This window comes from Corynebacterium simulans, from assembly GCF_001586215.1.
GTDB lineage: Bacteria > Actinomycetota > Actinomycetes > Mycobacteriales > Mycobacteriaceae > Corynebacterium > Corynebacterium simulans.
This window is the reverse complement of sequence record NZ_CP014634.1, coordinates 564,235-583,361: the sequence shown is the minus strand read 5'-3', so window position 1 is coordinate 583,361 and position 19,127 is coordinate 564,235. Positions and strand designations below refer to the sequence as shown.

At 58.1% G+C, this 19,127-nt stretch carries 15 protein-coding genes; 6 read left to right on the top strand and 9 right to left on the bottom strand.

Going from position 1 to position 19,127, the window contains the following annotated elements; all coding sequences use genetic code 11:
* Positions 1–22 precede the first annotated feature (22 nt).
* A complete protein-coding gene (locus WM42_RS02715) occupies positions 23–868 on the top strand; it encodes a DNA-formamidopyrimidine glycosylase family protein (protein ID WP_062035598.1) in 846 nt (281 codons plus the stop codon).
* Between the two features lie 33 nt (positions 869–901).
* Here the strand turns inward: WM42_RS02715 and pgi are convergent, their stop codons facing one another.
* The 3 genes from pgi to WM42_RS02700 all read right to left on the bottom strand — a co-directional run bounded on the left by pgi (position 902) and on the right by WM42_RS02700 (position 4,297).
* Positions 902–2,533: a glucose-6-phosphate isomerase gene (pgi, locus tag WM42_RS02710; protein ID WP_062035597.1), complete on the bottom strand. Its 1,632-nt coding sequence runs from the start codon at positions 2,531–2,533 to the stop codon at positions 902–904.
* A gap of 81 nt (positions 2,534–2,614) precedes the next feature.
* Positions 2,615–3,961, bottom strand: coding sequence for a Na+/H+ antiporter family protein (locus tag WM42_RS02705; protein ID WP_062035596.1), 1,347 nt, complete (start codon positions 3,959–3,961; stop codon positions 2,615–2,617).
* Positions 3,962–4,012: 51 nt separating this feature from the next.
* Positions 4,013–4,297 (bottom strand): chorismate mutase, encoded by a 285-nt coding sequence (locus WM42_RS02700; RefSeq protein ID WP_235591023.1) that lies wholly within the window; start codon positions 4,295–4,297, stop codon positions 4,013–4,015.
* A 194-nt stretch (positions 4,298–4,491) separates the two neighbouring features.
* On the opposite strand from WM42_RS02700, the gene pcrA reads away from it, so the two are divergent.
* The gene (gene pcrA, locus WM42_RS02695; RefSeq protein ID WP_082787617.1) at positions 4,492–7,107 is read left to right on the top strand and encodes a DNA helicase PcrA; all 2,616 of its coding nucleotides are present in this window, start codon (positions 4,492–4,494) and stop codon (positions 7,105–7,107) included.
* Between the two features lie 18 nt (positions 7,108–7,125).
* On the opposite strand, the gene WM42_RS02690 is transcribed toward pcrA, so the two are convergent.
* The 5 genes from WM42_RS02690 to WM42_RS02670 all read right to left on the bottom strand — a co-directional run bounded on the left by WM42_RS02690 (position 7,126) and on the right by WM42_RS02670 (position 13,241).
* Positions 7,126–7,890 (bottom strand): M23 family metallopeptidase, encoded by a 765-nt coding sequence (locus WM42_RS02690; RefSeq protein WP_061921226.1) that lies wholly within the window; start codon positions 7,888–7,890, stop codon positions 7,126–7,128.
* A 415-nt stretch (positions 7,891–8,305) separates the two neighbouring features.
* Positions 8,306–10,984, bottom strand: a complete 2,679-nt coding sequence (locus tag WM42_RS02685; protein ID WP_061921229.1) for an ABC transporter permease — start codon at positions 10,982–10,984, stop codon at positions 8,306–8,308.
* Positions 10,985–10,987: 3 nt separating this feature from the next.
* A complete protein-coding gene (locus tag WM42_RS02680; RefSeq protein ID WP_061921232.1) occupies positions 10,988–11,692 on the bottom strand; it encodes an ABC transporter ATP-binding protein in 705 nt (234 codons plus the stop codon).
* Positions 11,693–11,695: 3 nt separating this feature from the next.
* Positions 11,696–12,226 carry a PadR family transcriptional regulator gene (locus WM42_RS02675; RefSeq protein WP_339019205.1) on the bottom strand — a complete coding sequence of 177 codons (531 nt, stop codon included), beginning with the start codon at positions 12,224–12,226 and terminating at the stop codon, positions 11,696–11,698.
* Between the two features lie 244 nt (positions 12,227–12,470).
* Positions 12,471–13,241 carry a M23 family metallopeptidase gene (locus WM42_RS02670; RefSeq protein ID WP_061921490.1) on the bottom strand — a complete coding sequence of 257 codons (771 nt, stop codon included), beginning with the start codon at positions 13,239–13,241 and terminating at the stop codon, positions 12,471–12,473.
* Between the two features lie 457 nt (positions 13,242–13,698).
* On the opposite strand from WM42_RS02670, the gene WM42_RS02665 reads away from it, so the two are divergent.
* The 3 genes from WM42_RS02665 to purH are packed head-to-tail and all read left to right on the top strand — an operon-like array spanning position 13,699 to position 17,606.
* The gene (locus tag WM42_RS02665; protein ID WP_201057406.1) at positions 13,699–15,402 is read left to right on the top strand and encodes a cell division protein PerM; all 1,704 of its coding nucleotides are present in this window, start codon (positions 13,699–13,701) and stop codon (positions 15,400–15,402) included.
* Positions 15,403–15,413: 11 nt separating this feature from the next.
* Positions 15,414–16,043, top strand: coding sequence for a phosphoribosylglycinamide formyltransferase (purN, locus tag WM42_RS02660; protein WP_062035594.1), 630 nt, complete (start codon positions 15,414–15,416; stop codon positions 16,041–16,043).
* 27 nt (positions 16,044–16,070) lie between these two features.
* The gene (gene purH, locus WM42_RS02655) at positions 16,071–17,606 is read left to right on the top strand and encodes a bifunctional phosphoribosylaminoimidazolecarboxamide formyltransferase/IMP cyclohydrolase (RefSeq protein WP_062035593.1); all 1,536 of its coding nucleotides are present in this window, start codon (positions 16,071–16,073) and stop codon (positions 17,604–17,606) included.
* 90 nt (positions 17,607–17,696) lie between these two features.
* On the opposite strand, the gene WM42_RS13565 is transcribed toward purH, so the two are convergent.
* Positions 17,697–18,098, bottom strand: coding sequence for a hypothetical protein (locus tag WM42_RS13565; RefSeq protein ID WP_235591300.1), 402 nt, complete (start codon positions 18,096–18,098; stop codon positions 17,697–17,699).
* 234 nt (positions 18,099–18,332) lie between these two features.
* On the opposite strand from WM42_RS13565, the gene WM42_RS13560 reads away from it, so the two are divergent.
* Complete coding sequence (locus WM42_RS13560; RefSeq protein WP_062035591.1) at positions 18,333–19,112, top strand: hypothetical protein; 780 nt, start codon at positions 18,333–18,335, stop codon at positions 19,110–19,112.
* The last annotated feature ends 15 nt before the right edge of the window (positions 19,113–19,127 follow it).

The window sequence follows — 19,127 nt, the reverse complement described above, 5'->3', positions numbered from 1 at the left end:
GCCATCTAGTTAGACTGGTTGCATGCCAGAAGGTGATTCCGTCCTGCAGTTGTCCAATAAGCTGCAGTTTATGACCGGCCGTGAGGTCACCGGGGCGTCGCTTAGGGTGCCCCGGTATGCCACCGTGCATTTGGAGGGCAGCACAGTTTCTCGTGTGTGGCCTTATGGAAAGCATCTTTTCATGCAGTTCGCGCGGCCCGATGCCGAAAGCTTGGTGCTACATACTCACTTGAAGATGGAAGGCCAGTGGGCCATTCACTACAAGGGCGATAGGTGGCGCAAGCCGGGCCATAGCGCGCGGGTGGTGCTACAGCTAGCTAATAATCCGCGCGATATTGAGCTGGTGGGCCACTGGCTGGGCATGGTCGAGGCCTATCCTGCCTCCTTGTACAACGAGCGGATTTCGCATTTGGGCCCAGATATCTTGAGCGAGCAGTGGGAGTCTGAGGGCGCGGACGAAGCCGCGCGGCGAATCTTAAGCCAGCCCACCCGTACCATTGGGGCGGCGCTGCTGGATCAGAAAAACGTGGCCGGAATCGGCAACGAATACAGGGCGGAGGCCTGCTTCATCGCGGGCGTGCACCCGGCCCTTCGCGTGGCCCAAGTGGATGTGCCGCGGATTCTGGAGATATCGCGGCGCATCATGTGGGCCAACCGCAACTCCCCAGTGCGCGTGACCACGGGCGTGCGGCGCGCCGGGGAGACCACCTACGTCTTCGGCAGAAATAACGCCAAGTGCAGGCGGTGTGGCACGCCAATTGCCAAGTCGACGCTCGGCGGCGTTGACGCCGGCGGGGAAGAAGGCGAGCTGGAGCGCATCATCTGGTGGTGCCCGCATTGCCAGCCCTATTTCCGGGCCAGGGCTTAATAGGCTTCGAGCCACCCGTTAAGCGCTAGGAGCTTAACGGGTGGAGCGGTACCAGCCGATGAGCTCATCGGTGGATTGGTCGCCAGAGTTTGCTTCCTCCTTGCCGGAGACTGCTGGCGCGAGGTCGTTCGCCTGCTGCTTGCCCAGCTCCACGCCCCATTGGTCAAAGGAGTTGATATCCCAGATAACGCCCTGAGTGAACACGATGTGCTCGTAGAGTGCGATGAGCGCGCCCAACACAGCCGGGGTCAGCTGCTCCGCCATGATGGTAGTGGTCGGACGGTTGCCCGGCATGACCTTGTGAGGAACCAGCTCAGGGGCAACGCCTTCCGCCGTGATTTCCTCGGCAGTCTTGCCGAATGCCAGAACCTTGGTCTGAGCAAAGAAGTTACCCATCAGCAGATCGTGCATGGAGCCGGTGCCGTCGGCAGTAGGGAAGTCCTGCTGCGGGCGAGCAAAACCGATGAAGTCCGCCGGGATAAGGCGAGTGCCCTGGTGGATGAGCTGGAAGAAAGCGTGTTGGCCGTTGGTGCCCGGCTCGCCCCAGTAGATTTCCCCAGTGCCCGTGGAGACCGCGGTGCCGTCGCGGCGAACGGACTTGCCGTTGGACTCCATGGTCAGCTGCTGCAGATAAGCAGGGAAGCGGCCTAGGTCCTCAGAATAAGGCAGGACCGCATGGGTCTGTGCGCCGTGGAAGTCGGAGTACCACACGCCGAGCATGCCCATCAGGACCGGCAGGTTCTGCGCCAGCTCCGCGGTGCGGAAGTGCTCGTCCATCGCATGGAAACCGGCAAGCATGTCCATGAAGTTATCCGCGCCGATGGTGCACATCAGGGACAGGCCGATGGCGGAATCCATGGAGTAGCGGCCGCCCACCCAGTTCCAGAAGCCGAACATGTTCGCAGTGTCGATGCCGAACTCGGAGACCTTCTCGGCGTTGGTCGATACAGCAACGAAGTGCTTGGCCACTGCCGCCTCATCACCCAACTTATTGATGAGCCACGCGCGCGCCGCGTGCGCATTGGTCAGGGTCTCTTGGGTGGTAAAGGTCTTAGAAGCAATGATGAACAGAGTCTCCTCAGCTTCTACCTGGTCCAGCGCCGCAGCCATGTCAGCCGGGTCAACGTTGGAGACAAAAAGTGCCTTGATGCCGGCGTCTTCGTAGCTGCGCAGCGCCTTCGAGGCCATGGCCGGGCCCAAGTCGGAGCCGCCGATACCGATGTTGACCACGGTGCGAATCTTCTTACCCGTATGCCCCAGCCAGCTGCCATCGCGCAGGGAATCTGAAAAGTCGCGCATGCGGCCCAAAACTTCGTGAACATCAGCCACTGCGTCTTGTCCATCCACACTAAGCTGCGCATCTGCCGGCTGGCGCAGGGCGGTGTGCAGGACTGCGCGGTCCTCAGTGTTGTTGATGTGTTCGCCGGCGAACATGGCATCGCGGCGACCTTCTACATCTGCAGCGCGGGCAAGTTCTACCAAAGCCGCTAGGACATCGTCATCAACCAGGTTCTTGGAAAGATCGACATGCAGCCCCGCAGCGTCGAAAGTTAAGCGAGCCGCACGTTGCGGGTCAGCGGCGAAGAGCTCACGTAGATTGAGGTCTTTCTTCTCCGCAAAGAGCTGCACAAGTGCGTTCCACTGGGGCTGGGTGGTGATGTCCATTACAAGGGCCTTTCTGGCTTTAGTCAGACACTAAAAATTACGGATACCACCGTAGTCCACGCGGGAGCATTTTGCCGTTAGCTACAGGACCATTGCTCCAATCCAGCCGGCGATGAGAAGCGGGATATTAAAGTGCAGGAAGGTCGGGATGACCGAATCGCGGATGTGATCGTGCTGGCCGTCGGCGCTCAGACCCGCTGTGGGGCCGAGGGTGGAATCGGAGGCGGGGGAGCCGGCGTCGCCAAGCGCGCCTGCAGTGCCGACGATGGCCACCGTCGCGGCGGGGCTAAAGCCCAGTGACATGCACAGCGGAACATAGATGACGGAGATGATGGGGAGCGTGGAGAAGGAAGAACCGATGCCCATCGTCACGACAAGTCCCACGATGAGCATGACCGCGGCGGCCATCATCTTGTTGCTGCCGAAGATATCGCTGGTTGCATTCACCAGTTCCTCGACCTGACCTGTCGCCGTCATGACAGAGGCAAAGCCCTGGGCAGTAATCATGATGAAACCGATGAGCGCCATCATGCGCATGCCATCGGAGAAGACATCGTCTGCCTTGCGCCAATCGATGGCGCCGGTGACCAACATGATGCCAAGTCCTGTCAGGGCACCAACCATGAGGCCATCGGATTCGAAATCCATCGCCTGCATCGCAATCTGCACGCCAAAGGTGGCAATGATAGCCACAACGCAGACCCAAATCTTGTAACGCGACGGGGCTTCTTCGGTTGGCTCTTCATTGCTGAGCGGGGCATCGGTGTAATCACGTGGCTTGCGGTAGCTGAAGAAGATGGCAATCAGCAGGCCAGAGAGCATACCAAGGGCAGGAATGCCCATCACCTTCATGATCGAGATGCCGTCAGTGTTAAGTCCCGCTTCGGAGATATTGAACAGCAAGATGTCGTTCAAGAAGATGGAGCCGAAGCCCACCGGTAGGAACATGTAGGTGGTGACCAGGCCGAAGGTCAGGCAGCAGGTAACCAGACGTCGGTCGAGGCGCAGGGCATTCATGACCTTGAGTAGTGGCGGCACGATAAGCGGGATGAACGCGATGTGCACGGGGATGACGTTCTGGCTCATCACAGCCATGGCGATGAGGCCGGCGACCAAGATCCACTTGGTGGCTTGTGCTGCGCTTGGCGACGCCCCGTCTCCCCCGATCTTGCGGATCAGGGCGTTGGCGAGCAGCTGCGGCACGCCTGCCGCGGCGACCGCCATGGCAAAGGCGCCCAGTAATGCATAGCTCAGGGCAATTTTGGCACCGCCACCGAGGCCATCCTGGAAAGCGACCATGGTGCCATCGAGCCCCATGCCGGAAAGCAGGCCGCCCGTCAGCGCGCCGAGGAATAGCGCGACGACGACATGCACGCGCAAAAGTGCGAGGACGAGCATGACGATGACCGCGACAAGAACTGCATTCATGGCGAAGAGGATACTGTATTATTTCCAGAAAGATGAAATTTATTGAAAGATTTAGCCGAGTTTTCCGCGGCCCATGCGCAGCAGCGCAGAGGCGATGGCTGGGCCTTCCTCACCGAGCTCGTCGCGAAATTGGTTGAGAATGGCAATCTCGCGGGTGTGCACCAGCTTGGTGCCGCCGGCGTTCATGCGCGTGCGCCCAATGGTTTGGGAGATTTCCGTGCGGCGCTTCGCAGCGTCGAGGATAACGCGATCCAAGCGGTTGATTTCCTTGCGATAGTTCTGAATCTCCGCATCGCTCAAGGGATCATCGGTGCCGGAGGGCATGCGGATCTCCATGCCGTTGTCCACAACGTTGGTATCGAGGCTATTGGCGTGCGCGGAGTTTTCAGTCGGGTTGTTCGCAGAGGACATAGCCCAAGATTCTGCCACTTAAAAACCAAAAAGGAAACTGCAGCAGATAAATTCGAATTCCCCTGCATAAGGCGTGTTATGAGGGGATGTCCGGTGGTGCTAGTAGGTTGGTAGGCACTATGAGTAATGCGTCTGAATTTACCCCAGCCCCACACCCAGATGGAAAAAATTCTGCCAACAGCCAGCCGGATCTTTTTGGCGGCTTTGGCGGTTTCGGTGGCCCAGCCCGGCCTGCCGCGCCGCAGTCACAGTCGGGTGGCTTTGGGGCTCCTACTTCGAGGGGGCCTGCTGCTGGTGCTGCATCGAACCCAGCTGGCGCGCCTGGTGCTGTGGACCCCGATCCGCTTACTGAGGGCCTTAACCCGCAGCAGCTTGAGGCGGTTACGCACGCTGGTTCGCCGCTGCTGATTGTGGCGGGTGCGGGCTCTGGTAAGACTGCTGTGCTTACCCGCCGCATTGCTTATCTTATGCGCAATCGTGGGGTGGCTCCGTGGGAGATTTTGGCTATTACCTTTACCAACAAGGCCGCCACGGAGATGAAAGAGCGCGTGGGCCAGCTGGTGGGGCCAGTGGCCGAGCGGATGTGGGTTTCTACCTTCCACTCCATCTGCGTGCGGATCTTGCGTCAAAATGCGCAGCTGGTGCAGGGACTGAACACCAACTTCACTATTTATGACGGTGACGATGCACGCCGCCTTTTGACCATGATCGCCAAAGACATGCAGTTGGATCTAAAGAAGTACACCGCCCGTGTGCTGGCCAATCAGATTTCGAATCACAAAAATGAGCTGGTCTCGCCGGCTGACGCTTTGGCAGAAGCAGAAAAGACCAAGAATCCTTTCGAGATTACGGTTGCACGCGTCTTCGATGAATATCAGCGCCGCTTACGTGCAGCCAATTCCGTGGACTTCGATGACCTCATCGGTGAGGTAGTGCGTATCTTCCATCAGCACCCACAGGTGGTGGATTTCTATCGTCGCCGCTTCAAGCACGTTCTTATCGATGAGTATCAAGACACCAACCATGCGCAGTATGCGCTGGTTTCTGCATTGGTGGGTAGGGGAGAGCTAGGCCCCGATGCACCAGAATTGTGCGTGGTGGGTGACTCAGATCAGTCCATTTATGCCTTCCGTGGCGCTACGATCCGCAACATTCAGGAATTCGAGCGTGACTATCCGCAGGCGCACACCATTTTGTTGGAGCAGAACTATCGCTCCACTCAGACCATTCTGAACGCGGCGAACGCTCTCATCGCGAAGAACGAGGGCCGCCGTGAGAAGAACCTGTGGACTGCGCACGGCGAAGGCGCGAAGATCGTCGGCTATGTCGCCGATAACGAGCATGATGAGGCCCGTTTTATTGCTTCTGAGATCGACTCTCTGGCAGATAAGGGCCGCGCCTATTCCGATATGGCGATCATGTACCGCACGAACAATGCCTCGCGTGCGTTGGAAGATATCTTTGTTCGCTCCGGAATCCCGTACAAGGTTGTGGGCGGCACTCGCTTCTATGAACGCCGCGAAATCCGTGACATGGTGGCTTATCTGCGCATCATTGATAATCCGGATGACACAGTGAGCCTGCGCCGCATTATCAACGTTCCCAAGCGCGCCATCGGTGATAAGGCGCAATCCCAGATCGCGCTGCATGCAGAGAACCTGGGAGTGAGCTTTGGAAAGGCCCTGTACGATGCCGCCGCGGGCAACATTGCGGGCATGGGCACACGAGCCGTTAATGCAGTGTCGAAGTTCAACGAGATGATGGAAGGCATCCGCGCTCAGATTCCGAGCATGATTAACGAGGTTACTCATCAGCCGGATCTTGGTGATCTGCTCAGTGCCGTGCTCGATGCAACTGGATACCGTGCGGAGTTGGAGAACTCGAATGATCCGCAGGATGGCGCGCGGCTGGATAACCTCAACGAGTTGGTTTCCGTTGCCCGAGAATTTAGCTCCGAGGCGGCTAATCAGATGGCGTTTACCGGAGCCGACGCTGTAGAAGATTTAAGCCCAGAGCTCGCCGAGGGGGAGGCCCTACCCGGCTCGCTCCAGGCTTTCCTAGAGAAGGTGTCTTTGGTAGCTGACGCAGACCAAATCCCTGACAACGAAACTGGCGTGGTCACGCTGATGACCTTGCACACTGCCAAGGGCTTGGAATTCCCAGTCGTCTTCCTCACAGGCTGGGAAGATGGCCAATTCCCGCACATGCGCTCTTTAGGGGATCCAAAAGAGCTCAGTGAGGAACGCCGCTTGGCTTATGTGGGCATCACACGCGCTCGCGAGCAGCTCTATCTCACCCGCGCAATACTTCGCTCGTCCTGGGGTAACCCGATGACGAATCCGGCCAGCCGCTTCCTCGCCGAGGTCCCCGAAGACCTCATCGACTGGCGCCGTGAAGAACCAGACAGCTCGCTGTCTAGTGCATGGGGCGGAGATGATTCCTACCAATATGGCCGCTCCTATGGCTCCGATTGGTCCGGCTGGGGCAGAACCTCACCGCGCGCTACGTCTTCCCCTTCGCAACGCACGCGTAAGCCTGCTCCTACCAGCTCGATGCCTAAGAACAACCAGCTGAATTTAGTTGTGGGAGACCGCGTCAACCACGCCAAGTACGGCCTAGGAACGGTCATCGATGCCTCCGGTTCCGGTCCACGCGCCACGGTGACGGTGGACTTCGGAAGCGCCGGCAAAGTGCGCTTGATGCTCATCGGCGGCGTGCCGATGGAAAAGCTTTAAGCGCAAAGGGCGGTTCGCTTAGATGTTGATGCCACGCTGAGCGAACCAGTTGACCGGGTCCACGGCTGCGCCGCCGCCCGGGTGCACCTCGAAGTGGAGGTGCGGGCCGGTGGACTGACCCTCGTTGCCGATGACGGAGATCTGCTGACCTGCGCTCACGCGGTCTCCGACGTTGACAAGCAGTTGGTCGCCCGGCATATGGCCATAGACGGAGATGGTTCCATCATCGTGCTGGATGCGGATCCAGTGGCCAAAGCCTTGAGCCGGACCAGAGGAGATAACTTCACCGTCCATGATGGAGTAAATCGGCGTGCCAATCGGATTAGCAATGTCGATTCCGCTGTGGAAGGCGCCCCAGCGCGGGCCGAAGCCGGAAGTAAGAGTGCCGGAAGTAGGAAACACCACGGTGTTGCCCGCGGAGTCCTGGCTCTTCGTTGGCTTCAGTCCGGAGTGATTGCCGGAAGGCGCGAAAGCCTGGGCAAGCCCCGGAACACTCGAAGGGTCGAGAACGATGTTCAGCGCCCCGCCCTCATTCGATACCTCTGGGGTAGCAGCGCCCGCGAGTACGCCGGCCGTGGACTTGGTCAGCCCGACGAAGGCGTCGATAAGCGTTGCGTTATCTGCATTAGTAGATACTTCTGGCTGTGACGAGCCATCAGAGACGTCTACGCTAGCTGCCGGCTGCGCGGCAGAGGCGGTAGCGCCCATGGTGGTGGCAAGCGTGGTGCAAACTGCCAAGGCAGTAAGTGCCACAGTCTTGCGTGCGCGGAGATTGCGCTTCATAACTTCGGGTCCTTTTCATGGCGGTGCATGGTCGGGGTGGCTCGGTTAAGCCTTTAGTGCCAAACGGACGCGTTTCGACACGCCGAAAAAGTCCAATCCGGAATATCGAGGCCGTTTATGGCAACGAGATAAAGTTATCGAGCTTTTCGTACTGTTGCAATTGTGAAAATTGCAGGTAAAGACAGGAAATGTTCGAAAATTATTCGAACATGCCAGCATGTTACGCATGTTACTAATGTGAAAATAGTTACGACTGTGAAGTATGGGTTTAGGTTGTGGGGGTGGATATTGGGGGTGACGTTATGGGGCTGCCAGGATTCATTCAGTAAAAGCCCCTCCTGAGCTGCGACAAGGCCTGTGCCTAGACTTGGTACAGGCCTTGCGTTCGGGTCAATTTGCTGTTGTGGCTCTTGGGCTAATCGTTTTGTTCAGCCTCGACTGCACTTAAGCGCCGGTGCACCAACCAGGAACCGCCCGCGCCAAGCAAAGGCACTATGAACACGCCCGCAAGTTGCCACCAGTCCATGCTGTAGAGATCTCCCTGATAGAACAGCTCGTTTGCTTCGGGCCTGCCTGGCCGCGGCACACGAATCATGATGATTCCAATAATCTCGCCAACGATGAAACCGAGCGTCATGCCGATCGTGCCAACCAACCACGTGCGCCAAGCGGCGACCTTCGGCATGAGGGAAGGTTCTGCACCCAAAGACTCAAAGAGCTTTCCGCTGCGGCGTAGCGCTGCCGCGGAGTTGGCGATGATGAGCACTAACAAGATGAAGCCGATGCCCCATAGGGCAATGGCAGGGGCGTATTCCTTTGCCTTGCTCGTGGTCTTTGTGAAGGAAATCTCGTATTCGCCGCCGGTAGCGTTTTCTACGGCTTCTTCAATTTCCTTCTGTTGGCTGCGCTCCAAAGTCTTATCGAAGACAATCGCCGTGCCGATTCGGGAGGAGGAGATCTTTAGCTTCTTTGCCGCCGCAGGGCTAACCAACCTGAGATCGCGGCCCAACGCGGGAAGCGCCTCGACCGCAGGCAGCGTAGCGCTAACCTCTTCGCGCGGTTCGGTTTGGCCCTGTGGGGTCCGAACAGCGGTGAACTCGGCATGGTCGCGTCCATCGAGGTGGCTGTTATGGGTTAAGACAACTCCGCCCTTACGGAGTGTATCTGCCGCCGCTTGGCGGTCAGCATCGCTGTCGAAGTTCCAGAGGTCGAGCGTTTCGGGCGTTGCTTCTAGCGTGCGGCCATAGCGAGTGAAGGCGCTAGACGGGAACCACGTCATCATGTCATGCAGACAATTCTGCCGTGCTTCTCCAGACTCATCGGTCCTGCGGCCATCTTTGTCAATGAAGGTAGCCTGCTCGACAGAGTCGTTGTAGGAAGTCTGCTCGCAGGTGTAGTCATATTCCATCTCGAGAGCAATATTTGGAATGGAAGAACCAGGAATAGAGGTGGAATTCCAATCGGTATATCCAAAAGTCTCAAGGGGCTTGCCAGGCTGCAGTGCAAGCGCACTATCGATGGCTCGCTGTTCCACCTTGTTGGCCGGTGCGCCCAAGTTCTTTTGATGATCCGTGTTTCTGACTATTGCTGAGGTGGAGGGATTTACTACCGTGTCCACCTTGTCCCACCATGCTTCGTCACTGCGAACGCCTACGGAACCCGCGGCCGCAGCTAAGGTTACGGCGATGAGCGCGATAGCGGTTGGGACCGTATGGAATCCACGTCGCATGAGATCGCGGCTGGCAATCCGCAAAGCGAGGCCGTGGTGACTGCATACGCGTGCGGTGGCATATACCAGCGCGGGAACGCTTGCGGCTGTGGCGAGGAAAGCCAGCAGGATGAGCAGTGAATAGATTGACTTACCGAATGGGGTAAGCAGCGCGATGAGGATAACGGGCAATGCGACAGGGCCGTATGCCATTTCCTTGCGCCAGTTGAGGATGCGATCCGGCATGCCGCCGTGGAGGGAGGGTGCAAGCGCCTGGCGGGCGGCGAGCCACGCGGGCACCAGAGCGGCGGCCGTGGAAGCAACAATTGCGATAGCCCAGAGTGCAAGTGGATAAAGCAGTGGAACATCGAGCTTTACTCCAGGAAAACGCAGTGCCCCGATGGCATAGCTGCCTGCGAGTCCGAGCACTGCGCCGCTCGTGGCGCCGAGCAGGCCTGTGAAGAAGCCATAGGCTAATACGGCTGTAGCGATGTGCTTTGGTTGTGCGCCCTGTGCTGCCATGAGTGCGTACATGCGTGTATTCCGGCGCAAAGCGAAGCTAAACACTGGCGCGATAAGTGCAAGGAGCAGCGTAACCGCAAAAGCAAAAGAACTGGCGATGGCGATGAAGCTTAAGAAGGCTTCAAAATTTAGGTGGACGCCGCTATCGATTATCGTTGCTTCAGATAAAGATTTGTCGTAAATGCTAAAGCCTGCCGACTGCACCCGTGCGATGTCATTTTGGTTGAGCACGGTATCGCCCACGATGGCCCACGTAGCTTGCTCCGGGTGCTGGGCCAAGAACTCCGTGTTCGTAAGGACTGGTGCCGTGGCATAGCTCCTACCGCCGGGGATGATGCCCGCGACCTTTGCCTCCGATAAGCCGCCAGGGGTAGGGGAACTTATGCTGACAACATCACCTTTGTGTACTCCTAATGAACGCGCATCTGCATAGGACAAGATGAGCGTTCCCTCGTCGGGGTGCGCGGAATCGATGAGGGGTTGAGCTTTAGTGGGCGGTAAAGCACTGTCGAATTGGGTGATCTGGATATTGGAGTGCTTTGAATCGTGCTGAACTCCCACGGTGACGGGCCCAAAAATCGGGGAGGGGCGCAGGTCACCAGGCAAGATTTCTTCTGCGCGGGAAGCAAAACCCGCTGCAGGTTCCAGGTGCACCGCTTTTGTATCTTCTGAAGCCGCCACGCCAATCGTGCGCGGATTGCTTGAAAATACGTTGTGGAACCTATCGCCATTGACGCCCAGTATGCCCAGGCACACCAAAACGGCGACGGGAAGTGCAACCAATGCCACCCCGGCTAGGCTGCGCCAGCGATGGGCCAACATGTCGCGATAGGTGGGGCGGGCGGCGGCTAAAAGAGCAGACATTGACTAATGCTCCTTTCCGCTGAGGACGCCATCGCGCATCATTACAACGGAGTCGGCCCATGCGGCGAAACGTGGCTCATGGGTAACGAGAAGCCCGGCGGCGCCAGCGTCGATGCGAGAGCGCAGCACCTTCATGACTTCTTCGCTGGTGGCGGTATCGAGCGCGCCGGTCGGCTCATCCGCGAGCAATACCTGGCGCGGGCCAATGAGTGCACGGGCGATTGCGGCCCTTTGCGCCTGACCGCCTGAGATTTCCTCAGGGAAGCGGTCAGCGACATTTTCCAGGCCTACTTCCGCAAGCGCAATTTCAGCGGCCTCGCGGCACTTCTTAGGGCTAACGCCATCTAATTCAAGGGGTAGGGTGACGTTCTCACCGATGCTGAGGGTGGGCACCAAGCTGAAGTCCTGGAAGACGAAACCTAGGTTCCGGCGGCGCAACTGAGCGGCAGCAGATTTGGACAGCCCCGCAGCATCCTCGCCGTTGACAAGCACGCGTCCAGAGGTCGGTGGCAGCAGGAGCCCAGCGACGTTGAGCAACGTGGACTTGCCGGAACCAGAAGGGCCCATGATGGCGATGAGCTTGCCGGGATGAAGCTGCAGGTTTGCCTCCTTAAGTGCGATAACTTGGCGCGCGCCAGAGCCGAACTCGCGGGAGACATTATGAAGCTCAAGTGGTAATGGGTGGGTGGTTTCTTCGCTGTTATGCATGGTCTATTCCTTTGGTTGATTGGAAGTAGAAGCGGAGGTGTGGGGATTTAGAGCCTCAGCCCGGTCGAGCCACCGCAGCAGTGCTTCAAGGTCAAAGATTTCGCGTTCGAGGGCCAGCCGCGTGGCGCTGCGGGTTTCAGGTAATTCGGTGGCCTGCTGGTTTAGAAGCCGAAGCTGCTTCAGGGTGGCAAAGCGCTGGGCATCCAGAATTTCAATGGCATCGACGTCGCTGCGTTGGGCAGCGAGCGCTACCTTGAGGACGAGTTCATCTCTTTCGAGCGCATGCTTGGCGACGCCCCGCGTCCACCAGTCCGCAAGCTCCGCACGGCCTTGTGTAGTGATGTGATAGGTCGTGGCATGCCTGCCCGTGGGGCCTACGGCTGTGCCGTGCTCCTCGATGAAGTTGTCTCTTTCGAGTCGTTTTAGCGTTTGTGCAACTTGGCCGATGTTGAGTGGCCATAGTCCATCCAGCGCTTCCGCGAAGTGGCTTTGCAGCATGCTGGCGGTAGCTGGCTCAGCGCTAAGGAGCGACAAGAGAGAATGTTTAATGGACATATTTCCTGCCAGGGGGATGGATATAGATTTTGGAAAGTTGCCGGTCAAGCCGATAGTAATCATTGATTACCGGGTAACCTATAGCGTAGCTTACTGGGTAAGTAATGCGGCGGCAAGGGTGGGTGGCCAAAACCACGAAAGCGGCAACAGGAAGCGAAGTCCTGTTACCGCTTAAACCAGGTGAGAAGGAGGGTGGGAAGAAGGAATTTTAAAGGCTAGTGCTTTAGGAGATGTTGATTCCGCGGGCTGCGAACCAAGAGATTGGGTCAACTGCGCCCTGGCCTGCTGGGTGAATCTCGAAGTGCAGGTGGGAACCGGTGGAAAAGCCCATTGAACCCATGCCGGCAATCTTCTGGCCGGCATGCACGCGCTCGCCAACTGCAACGTCCAGGGTCTGCATGTGGCCGTAGACGGTCATGGAGCCGTCATCGTGCTTGATGCGGATCCACTGGCCGAAACCGGAAGCTGGGCCGGAATCGATGACGGTGCCGTCCATAGCGGCGAGGATTGGGGTACCGACAGCGTTAGCGATGTCGATGCCAGAGTGGAAGGAACCCCATCGTGGTCCGAATCCGGAGGTGAAAGTGCCCTCGGCTGGGCGGACGACGGATGGTGCGCGGGATGCTTCATCGGCAGCAGCACGTGCCTCAGATGCCTGAACTGCCTTATCCAGCTGAGCAGAAAGATCTGCTACCGGCTTTGCCTCGGCAACGTTCAGGATCTGTGGGGCAGCGGCGGCAGCTTCCTTGGCGGCAGCCTGGGCGCCATTCTGAACGTCCTGCAGGGCGTCAGACTCGGTAGCAAGGTTGTAGTCGACGGTCTGCGCCTTCATGCCGGCATTGTCTGCCTGAAGGTTGGCAGCTGCTGCGCCACCGACACCTGCGGTGGACACAGCTCCTGCAGCGACGGTCACCAGTGCTAGACGACCTTTCGCAGTCTGCGAGGTGGCGATCTGGCGGTGACGGCCGGCGTTCCGCTGAGTCTTGCTTCGCATGATTTCTTCTTCCATTGTCTTCACAATCCGCCAACCGCACCTGCACTAGAAACCAAAAAATTAAGCGTTACGTCTTTGGGCGGTTGGTTACTGGATTGTGACCTTCCTGTTACCAACGAGATGTAACAGTAGCGTCTCGAAATAATAACAGCAAGCCGTTATGGAAATTTTTCGACCTTTTCGGTGAAATTAGCTGGACAGGGGCCTGAAAGGGTTTGTGTCACACTTTAGGTAGAGCTAGCGATAATCGTAATTGGCCAGTATAGACGGTGTATGTTTGCTCAGAGTGCACGGTCATCACGGTAGCGTTAATGGTTGCTTTCCGTTCCATACAGTATATATTGCGCTGTTGTGCGCCTGAGCTAGCACCTTAAGGTTAGTGCGAAGTGCCGCCAATTCAGCTTGTTATCGTCGCGCCAACCCAAAATGGACGATGGGCCATGGCAAAGTGGACGCGATGAACAAAAACACCAGCCCTCAAACGCGGTCGGCTTCCCGTTCGCGCGCGCAAGTGCGCGGGCGCGGTGGCGCCGGCTCATCCAAACCAGCTGCACGCGTGGCCAACAAGGTTGGCTCCCAGGCGCGCGCCCGTCGAGCTACCGCGCCTACCACTTTGGCCGGGCGCATCCGCCGAATGCTGTGGACGGTGGCAATCCCTAACGCCGTCGTGGTGTTGGTAGTGCTTGCAGTGGCATTGGCGGCGCTGCTTTTAACAAGCTCGCCTTTGGCATGGCTGCCCACGATCGTTGCCGAAGCGTGGATGGTGTTTAACCTCGCGCCGATTTCGGCAGGCGGAATTGAGCTTTCCGTTTTACCGCTGCTGCCCGCAGGAATCTTATCCTTAATTGTCGGGCGCCGGATCCGTCAGGCGATCAAGCATAAGGTCAGCATCAAAGATCTTTTGGTCCTCTTAGGCTGTGTTGTCGGTGTGCCGTTGCTTCTCACGATCATCGCGTGGCTGATGTTGTGGGACGCCGGCAAGGTATTTGACGTCTCGCCGCCTAATTTCTTCGTGGTCTTGCCGCGCATGCTTCTGCTACATCTGTCGGCGCTGGCCGGTGGCATGGGTTCGCGCTTGTGGAAGGCATTGGCCAAACGTTTCGGTATGCCGCGCATGCTTGTCGACGCCGCGCAAGTAGCGCTGCGTTACCTCGGTGTGCTTTTTGCTGCCTCGGCAGTAGTGTGCCTCATCGTCGCCATTGTGGGCTGGTCCCGTCAGAGCGAGATGATGAATGCGTACCCGAGCATCGATGGCTTGGGTGGATTCCTGCTCTACCTGATTAGCGCTCTGTATATCCCAAACGCAGTTATCGGCACAGGCGGCATTCTGTCTGGTTCTGAATTCCAGTTCGGCCCGGAAAGCAGCATCAGCCTGTTTAGCATCCACATGGTTTCCTTGCCGCCGCTGCCAATCGTGGGCGTAGTTCCTTCTTCCATTGCGCCTTGGGCGGTGGGCCTTCTCGTTGTTCCGATCGCCTCGGCCATCTATGTGGTCTGGCGCGCACGCCGCCACGTGAACTTTTTCTTTGCGGTCGCTGCGAGTGCCTTTGTTGCTTTCTTTACCCTGCTTTTGAGCTACTTCGTTTCCGGCGTGCTTGGCATCTATGGCACAACGGGCCTAAACGTGTGGACCGCAACGGGTCTCGTGGCGTTATGGTTTGCGGCAATCGCATTGGGCTTTGCCTGTGCCTTTGCAATCGGCGCCTGGCATGCATCCCGCAACGCCTCGGCAGCAGCCGCCGCGGAATCCGACAAGGCTGAGGAAGCTGCGGCGGACGCTGCATTTGCAGACGCCGAAGCAGAAGAAGCCGAAGTGGAAGACGCTGAAGTGGAAGAAACTGCGCCAAACTCTTCCAACGACGCCGTGGCGGAATCGGTTAAACCGGATGCTGCAAGTGAAAATGCCACGGGTGAGGAATCGGCCGAAGAGGAGTCTGTGCCGGAAGAACCAATGGGTGCCCCTGAAGAGGAGTCGGTTGCAGACGCTCCAGAAGATGATGAGGCTGATGAAACAGCTGTAGAAAAGGCAAACGAATCGGCCGAAGAAGCAGCCGAAGAAGCAGCGGAAGAAACGGCAAAGCCCGCCGATTCTGGGGTAGAAGCGGAAGTCATCGACGGCGAAATTGTCGAAGAATTCCCGCAGGAGCCTCACAAGGACTAGGCTTATGTCCCGTGACTTCACAGCATCAGCCACAAGGCGAAACCGTCCGCACCTCCCGTCCGATTGAAATCGTCGTTCTGGTCTCCGGAACCGGCTCACTCCTGCAAGCCATCATCGATGCGCAGGATGAGAACTATCGTGTGGTCAAGGTCGTTGCTGACGTTCCTTGTCAGGGGGTAGAGCGCGCGAAAGCCGCTGGTATTGAAGCAGAAGTAGTAACGATGGGCGCAGACCGCGCCGAATGGAATAAACGTCTGGTTGCCGCAGTAGAAGCTGCGCAACCAGACGTTGTTGTTTCAGCTGGTTTCATGAAGATTCTGGGCGCAGATTTCCTCGCCTGCTTCGAAGGCCGCACCATCAATACTCACCCGGCTTTGCTTCCGTCCTTCAAGGGCGCACACGGTGTACGTGACGCTCTCGAGTACGGAGTGAAGGTCACAGGTTCAACCGTCCACTTTGTGGATGCCGGTGTAGATACCGGTCGCATCATTGCCCAGGAGCCAGTCTTGGTTCGGCAGGATGATGATGAGGCTTCGCTGCACGAGCGCATCAAGGTGGTCGAGCGCCAACTCATCGTTAAAGTCTTGCGCGCCGTTCAGGTAGCGCAGGATGCCAACGCAACCATTTCGATTCAGCTCTAAGACTTTTAGGAAGGCTTTCTCCGCACCATGAGCGATGACCGTAAGCAGATCAAGCGCGCGCTGATTAGCGTCTATGACAAGACTGGGCTCGAGGATCTCGCCCGCTCCCTCGACGCTGCCGGCGTTGAGATTGTGTCCACCGGTTCCACCGCCGCCAAGATTGCAGACCTTGGCATCAACGTCACCCCAGTGGAAAAGCTCACTGGCTTCCCGGAGTGCCTCGAAGGCCGCGTGAAGACCCTGCACCCGAAGGTTCACGCTGGCATCTTGGCGGATACCCGCAAGTCGGATCACCTCTCTCAGCTAGAAGAGCTCGGTGTGGAGGCATTCCAGCTGGTCGTGGTGAACCTGTACCCATTCCGTGAGACCGTTGCTTCCGGCGCTGACTTCGATGGCTGTGTTGAGCAGATCGATATCGGAGGTCCATCCATGGTCCGCGCTGCGGCTAAGAACCACCCATCCGTTGCCATCGTCGTTGATCCGGCGCGTTACGGCGACGTCGCAGAGGCTGCAAAGAAGGGCGGCTTCACCTTGGAGGAGCGTCGCGGCCTGGCACGCGATGCATTCCTGCACACTGCTGACTACGACGCGGCTGTCTCCGCATGGTTCGTGGACCAGCTCACCGAGGGCGGCGCCACCACGACGCTGCGCTACGGCGAGAACTCACACCAAAAGGCCACCGTTACCCGCGATGGCTCCGGCAAGGGCCTGGCTAACGCGCAGCAGCTGAACGGCAAGGAGATGTCCTACAACAACTACCAGGACGCTGACGCCGCGTGGCGTGCTGCATGGGATCACGAGCGTCCGTGCGTTGCCATCATCAAGCACGCCAACCCGTGCGGTATCGCCGTGTCTGATGAGTCCATCGCTGCGGCACACCGCGCCGCGCATGCGTGCGACCCGCTCTCCGCATTCGGCGGCGTCATCGCCGTCAACCGCGAGGTCAGCGTCGAGATGGCCAAGCAGGTCAAGGACATCTTCACCGAGGTCATCGTCGCTCCGTCTTACGAGGATGGCGCGGTGGATATCCTCAAGGAGAAGAAGAACCTCCGCATCCTCGTTGCCGAGCACGAGGCTCCGGCAGAGGAAATCAAGCACATCTCCGGTGGCGTCCTGCGCCAGGAGCCGGATACTTACCAGGCCGAGGGCGATAAGCCGGAGAACTGGCAGCTGGTGTCGGGCGAGTCGCTGTCCGATGCTGACCTAGCTGAGCTCGAGTTCGCATGGCGCGCAGTGCGCTCAGTTAAGTCCAACGCCATCCTGCTGACCAAGGACAATGCCGCTGTGGGCGTGGGCATGGGCCAGGTTAACCGCGTTGACTCCGCGAAGCTGGCGGTCGAGCGCGCTAACACGCTTGCCGACGGCGCGAACCGCACCGCGGGTGCTTTCGCTGCTTCGGATGCCTTCTTCCCATTCGCTGATGGCCTGGAGGTTCTGCTCGACGCTGGCGTCAAGGCCGTCGTCCAGCCGGGCGGCTCCATTCGTGACGAAGAGGTCATCGAGGCCGCCAAGCAGGCCGGCGTGACCATGTACTTCACCGGCACTCGCCACTTCTTCCACTAATTCGCTATCGCGAATTATTACGTTGCGCCGCTAATTAGGCGCAGCGCTAGTTGGCTGAGGGGCCTGGCAACTTATGGTTGCTGGGCCCCTTTAGACGTTTTCGGATGGAACGTCGCTCATGGTCGTTGGCGCAGTTGAGGCTGGCGTCGAGGTTGGCGTTGACACCGTGTCTGCTGGGGCGTTTGGAATGTCTTTTGGCAGCAGGAAATATGCCGCGGCGCCTAAGACAATAGCGAGGAAGAGGAAGGCGGCAATCAGACCGATGATTGCGCCGCTAATCAATCCTTTGCCGTTGCGCGCTGGCATTTGCGCGCCGAAGTTATTAGGTTGCGTAGCCGATGCTGGGTGCGCGGGGTTCGTACCGGGGGCAAAAGATCCGGAACCAAATTGTGGCGATGATTGTGACGCAGAAAACTGCGGGGAGCCAAACTGGGGCGATGAATTAGGACGCGAGTTATTAGGCTGCGAGCCAAAACCTGGATAGTTCGTCATAGGGATTTCTAAAACGGCCTTTCCTCAACAAAGACAGTGGCGAATCACATAAGCAGTGATAGCAATAGTGACAATGTAACCGAAGTTTTGGCTACTTCGCCCACTACCAAGGAAATGTCCCCAGATCCGCCTACTTCGGGTGAGTTCTGCACAAAAATTAGCTGGTCGAAGGGCATACGTGTGCCATAATCAGAAATCTAAGTAACTACCATATCCCTGCATATAGGAGACGTTTTGTCTGGCGAAAACAACGGCTTTGGCCCTTACCAAGGCGCAAACGAAGCACCCAATACCAACCCTTGGGCAAAACAGTCAGGCGGGCAGAACGCGGCGGATCAACCACAACAGCAATTCCCGCAAGGCTACTCACAGCAGGGGTACCCGCCGCAGGACTATGGGCAATACGAGCTGTCCAACATGGGGTCACCATTTGCTGGTGACTCCGCGCCGTACTATGCGCAAGGCGGATACAGTCAGCAGTATGGTCCTGCGGATTACAGCCAGGCGGCGCCGGTGTACCAAGAAGAGCGCTCGAGCGGTACGAAGTGGGCAATCATTGCTCTTATTGTGCTTGCCGTCATCGCGCTCTGCGCTGCTTTGGCATTTTTCCTTCTTAAGGGCGGCAGCGATGAGAAGAACGCCAGCCCGATGCTGACAACCTCTGCAGAAGCAACCACCGAGGCGCCAACAACCGAAGAAACGACCAAGGCTCCGGAACGCCCAGCGTATCCCTCGCTTCCGGCCGGTGCGGTGGCCGCAAACGACGCAGCTATGTCTGGTGCTGCGGGCGGAGACCTGAACAACGTCTACCGTGATTCCACGATGACCTCTCCTGAGTTCGCCCGCGCCGTCCGCGATGCATATGTAGAGCATTTCCTAGATACCAAGGAATATAACGCGGTCATCACCGCATATAGCCCGGTTACTGGCATCAACTACACGATGGATTGCCGTGACAACGGCGAATATGTCACCTGCACTGGCGGCAACAACGCCATTGTTTACATCGTTTAATCGGCTCCGGCAGCG